The organism is Bradyrhizobium sp. HKCCYLRH2015, assembly GCF_051168215.1.
In the GTDB taxonomy this organism is placed as follows: Bacteria; Pseudomonadota; Alphaproteobacteria; order Rhizobiales; family Xanthobacteraceae; genus Bradyrhizobium.
The window spans coordinates 1-4,756 of sequence record NZ_JBNPUO010000022.1 but is presented as its reverse complement, the minus strand read 5'-3'; the positions used below and the strand labels follow the sequence as shown (position 1 = coordinate 4,756).

At 55.8% G+C, this 4,756-nt stretch carries 4 protein-coding genes; 3 read left to right on the top strand and 1 reads right to left on the bottom strand.

All coding sequences use genetic code 11. The features are described 5' to 3' along the window. Positions 1 to 1,382: 1,382 nt before the first annotated feature. On the top strand, positions 1,383 to 2,081 hold the full coding sequence (locus tag ACQR1H_RS33160) for an N-acetylmuramoyl-L-alanine amidase (RefSeq protein WP_316218925.1): 699 nt from the start codon (positions 1,383 to 1,385) through the stop codon (positions 2,079 to 2,081). A gap of 10 nt (positions 2,082 to 2,091) precedes the next feature. Here the strand turns inward: ACQR1H_RS33160 and ACQR1H_RS33155 are convergent, their stop codons facing one another. Continuing rightward, positions 2,092 to 2,496, bottom strand: a complete 405-nt coding sequence (locus tag ACQR1H_RS33155) for a hypothetical protein (RefSeq protein ID WP_315805872.1) — start codon at positions 2,494 to 2,496, stop codon at positions 2,092 to 2,094. A gap of 140 nt (positions 2,497 to 2,636) precedes the next feature. Between ACQR1H_RS33155 and ACQR1H_RS33150 the strand changes: the two genes are divergently transcribed. Then, positions 2,637 to 2,990 carry a hypothetical protein gene (locus tag ACQR1H_RS33150; protein ID WP_315805873.1) on the top strand — a complete coding sequence of 118 codons (354 nt, stop codon included), beginning with the start codon at positions 2,637 to 2,639 and terminating at the stop codon, positions 2,988 to 2,990. A gap of 851 nt (positions 2,991 to 3,841) precedes the next feature. Beyond that, positions 3,842 to 4,474 carry a peptidoglycan recognition protein family protein gene (locus ACQR1H_RS33145; RefSeq protein WP_434864318.1) on the top strand — a complete coding sequence of 211 codons (633 nt, stop codon included), beginning with the start codon at positions 3,842 to 3,844 and terminating at the stop codon, positions 4,472 to 4,474. Positions 4,475 to 4,756 lie beyond the last annotated feature (282 nt).

Below are 4,756 nucleotides of genomic sequence, written 5' to 3'. Positions count from 1 at the left end.
ACGTCGGGCCAGTCGCGATTGAAATCGGCGGTCAGGCGTTTCATCTCGCGCCGCCGATCGCACGCTCCACCGCGGCGCCATCGTCGAGCGGCGCGGCTGATGGCGGCGCAGCGGCCGATGGGTTTGCAACGAGTGCGACGCTTGCGACGACCATACACCTCAATGCCATAGCCAGGTTCAGAAGCTCCGATGTTCAATGTTGTCGACTACGATTCAGGACGACGCTCGCGCGGCAGCCCTTGAATAGGCGGGGAACTACGCGTTCGGACGACCAACACTTGAGGATCGGACATGGTGCAGCGATAGTGATCCGGCCTCGGGAGGAGCGGACGCGGTCCAGTCGAGTATAGCTTGATCAGCCGCTGGCGAGCGGATTAGACTGAGTACCCGAATTGAAGAAACGTTCAGAGCAAACAGTGTTTTGTCGTTCCATTACCTTGGTATCGTTGAGCTTCCTGGCCTCAGCCGTCGGCGCTCAGGCGCAGGGCGACCCAACGCAGATTTTCAACGGTGTGTGGGTGGCAGTAAATCCGCCAGGACCGCACGTCGTGTTTAATATGATTAGCCTGGGTCAAAGAGAGGCTAGTTTGCCGATACTTGGCCAAGCCACGATAGGTCCATCCAATGGAGAAGACGGATCAAATTTCCGAATCTCGGGCCCAGGATTCACCTGCTTTTACCTGATACTCACCACCAACCAGCGGACAAGAATGGTCTGGGAGCTGAAGAGCGGTGGGGACGTCTGTTTCAAGTCAGCTGCTTTCGAGCAAGCCGATAGCCCGGTACCGGTACCAGTACCGGTACCAGTACCGGTACCAGTACCGGCGCCGGCCCCGTTACCGCCGCCTCCGCCACCGCCTCGCCCCTCCGTCTCTCCGAGCTTCTCCTGCTCCGCTCGATTGAATGAGGCGGAAAGAACTGTCTGTTCAGACGACGGCCTAGCTCAGCTCGATCAAAATCTCGATGCTTTGTATACATCGGCTCAGGCTTACGCTCGCAGCAACGGTGACGCGGCAAGCTCTTCAAGATTGGCTGCAACCGAGAAGAGTTGGTTGTCCAACGATCGAAATGCCTGTGGTACGAATATAACTTGCTTGGCGAGGGCCTATTCGAGGCGGATTTCCCAGTTGAAAGCCTGCTTATCTCGGCTTCGCAGTGGTGACGGCTGCTAACAATTCCTTCGAACTCAACCGTATGATGGATCGGATCGGTCTCCATCGACAAATGCATTAGAAGCGGTGCTTTGGACCAGGGCCTCCATGCGAGCATTGTATTGCCTTCGTACTGTGCTTCTCACGAGCAGCCTTAGCAGTATCGCCCTGATACCCACCGCAGCACCACAGTCGGTGTCCGTGCCGCACTGCACATCGATCGTGAAGGTGATGCTGGACGTCGGCCACACGCCTGAGCAACCCGGAGCGACTAGCGCGCGCGGCGTGCCGGAGTTTGAGTTCAACCTCAGCCTCGCTCGCAGGGTTTCATTAGAACTTGCAAGGTCGGGGTACCTTGTGAGCGTGCTGGTCGTACATGGCATAGGCCAAGAACAGCTCCTCAACCGAGTCGTCCAGGCTAAACGCTATTCTCCAACTCTATTTATCTCCCTTCATCACGATTCAGTTCAGCCGTTGTTTATCCATCAATGGAGCTTCGCCGGACGAGCAAACCACTACAGCGACGAATTTTCCGGCTTTTCGATCTTCCTGTCTGAGCTCACTCCTAAGTTTGCCGAGAGCTTAGCGGCTGCCCAGCTTTTGGCAGATGAACTGATCAGGCAAGGACTGCGGCCTTCGCTGCACCATGCGATGAAGATTCCCGGTGAAGGGCGAAAACTCATTGATCGGCAGCGCGGGATCTATCTGAATGATCGGTTAGCCGTGCTGAAGGACGCTCCCTATCCGGCTCTGCTCCTTGAGGCGGGCGTGATCGTCAACCGAGCGGACGAAATCAATCTTCAAACGGAGACAATTCAGGCGCAAATAGCTCAAGCCATCACTCAAACCGTCAGCGGACGGTTTTGCGGGACCAATGGATCAAAAGCCCCATCGGATCTGCTCGATGAGCACAATTCAGATCGGAAGTAGCCCCAGTCGCTCAGGGCTCCACCCGCCGGTAATCGCCTGCCGCGGCTCTACAGGCCACGTCCGGCCCACCCGTACGGAATGAGAGATTTAGTCCTTCACCGGCAAAAGCATACCGGTAGGCGCACCTAAAACGCGGCCCGACCAGGCAAATATTCGCACCGCCATCGGCACACCTCTCGACCGATCCGACTCCGTTGAAAACGGTTGCCGCCCCCGAAAACGAAATGTTCAAATCACCATTTGACAGAAAGCGAATATTGTCTCCGGATCCACTCTTGAGCCAGTTGCCGAGCAACCGACCATCGAGAAGCCCTTGGGTTTGCGCTTGGGCTTGAGGCAGGAAAAAGGCTGCCCAGAGGCCGGCCACCAGAAGCTTCGAAAAGAAATCAATCTTCCATACCCTAACTATCAACATACTATCCCCCTCTGCCCTTATTCCATGCTCAGTCCGGGCCTCGTCAAAACACTGGAAATCCTAATGCAGTGGTTGTAGCCTTGGCAATGCCGCGCATACGGCTTTTTGAGCTTAGTATATTAACCTGAAGGGGAAGCGCAATGCGCTGTTTTTTGGTCGCTCTCGGGTGCTTTCTTGTTTTTGCAACCGCTAACGCTCGGGCGGACGCGCTGGACATTTTCAACGGCGTTTGGGTTTCGGTCAATCCGCCCGGTCCGCACTTCATCTTCAACAAGGTGGGCCTCAACTCTCGTGAAGCCAGCCTCCCTGTCTTAGGACAGGCGGCCATCCGGGTATCAAACGGCGAGAACGGGTCGAACTTCCTGGTCTCCGGCGAGGGCTTTTCGTGTCAATACTTCGTCGGCAAGATCAACAATAGCGAGATGACCTGGGAGCTCAAAGGTGGCTCATCGGTGTGTTTCCCGTCTGCGCATTTCAAGAAAGATCCTCCCTAGCGCGGAGCAGTGAGCGATGCGCGTTCGCGTCTTTCTCGTTGCCGGAGTGACCAGCGTATCATTGGCTTTCTCGGCAAGTGCGCTCGCCGACGATGCCTTGCAAATGTTCGACGGCGTGTGGGTTTCGATCAGTCCGCCTGGACCGCACATCGTCTTCAACAAGATCGGGCAGACACGCGAAGCTAGCTTACCCAATCTCGGTCAGGCCTCCATCACGAGTTCAAGGGGCGAAAGCGGATCAAACTATCAGATCTCTGGCGCTGGGTTTACCTGTTACTACCTCATTCTTACTACGAATGCTCAAGCCAAGATGGTATGGGAGTTGAAGAGTGGCTCAAGCCCTTGCTTCGCAAATGCCGTCTTGGAAAGGGCCGACTCTGAAAATGAGAGGGCCAACTCGAGTGCTCGACCCGCAACGGCTATAGCACCCGCTGCGCTTCAGGCGCCCAACGCCGCTTTAGCACCCAGCCCTGCGCAGCCGAGCCCGCCCTCGGAAGGAGGCCGCAGGTGCGGTTACTACGCGATAGCATATTGCTCCGAAGATCTAAGTGTCGCCCGTGGAGTCAGCGGTGCGCTTCAAGCACAACTCATCGACACAAATGCTCGTAATTACTATCCCAACTTCCGCGCCGGCTGGTACTGTGTTGGAGTCGGCCCGCTGAATAGGGACACAGCCCAGAGCACCGCACAAGGATACAAGCAGCGCGGATATCCAACAGCGTACTTTAAAAATAGCTGCTGAATCGCGCCTAACTTGGGTGCCGATCGGCCGGCTTGGGCCGCCCTGACCATCGTCTAGGTATTCCTAATAACACCCGAATACGCTCCATTCGAACTTCAGACCCGAAGGAATGGCTATGGGGAAGCAGCTTGTTTTGTTACTCGCGCTCGCTGCAACCCTTTCGAATTGCAGCGCGACCAGTACCGAGCGGTCCTCTGCTGACCGAACCCCAGAAGCTCAGGGCGCGCAGCCGGAGATCATCTCGCGCGAACAATGGCGAGCGAAATCGGCAAATGGTGGAATGACAGCCCAGACTGTCATTGGTATTATTATACATCACACGGGCGTTCGCAGTAACATCTCGACGAGCATCGAAGCGAAGATGCGCGGCTTGCAGGCATTCTCGCAGTCGCCGGGTCGAGTCTCACCATCAAAGTCAAAACCATCCTGGCCCGATGTACCTTATCATTTCTATATCGACGCAAGGGGCTCAATCGCTGAGGGACGGGATGTAAGGTTCGCCGGTGACACTAATACGGGCTACGATCCTAGAGGGTACATTCAGATTGCTGTCGAGGGTGACTTCGAACATGAAGCGGTACGCCCAGAGCAAAGAGAGGCATTGCGGGGCCTTTTGAAGTGGCTCTTAGTTCGTTGGAATCTTCCAACGTCCAGCGTCACTATCCACAAACTTCATGCCCCTACCGACTGCCCCGGGCGAAACTTGATACCCGAAATTGAAGCTATCCTGAGGGAGATATAGATGGGTTTAATATTTCGCTGGCTGGACTCGACCACGTGAGACCATCATTTCCGTATCCAGCACCGGCCTCACAAGGCTGGGCTATTGTCTGAGTGCGCATTGTCGATTACTTACAATTGCGAGCCTTTGGCGACCACTCGCTAATTGATGGCTGCCGCAGCTCGATGAGCAAGCACCCAAGTCAAGAACCAATTGGAAATCTTTCCGCCAGCACGAAGCTCTCGCGCGTCCGGGTCACGTCGGGCCAGTCGCGATTGAAATCGGCGGTCAGGCGTTTCATCT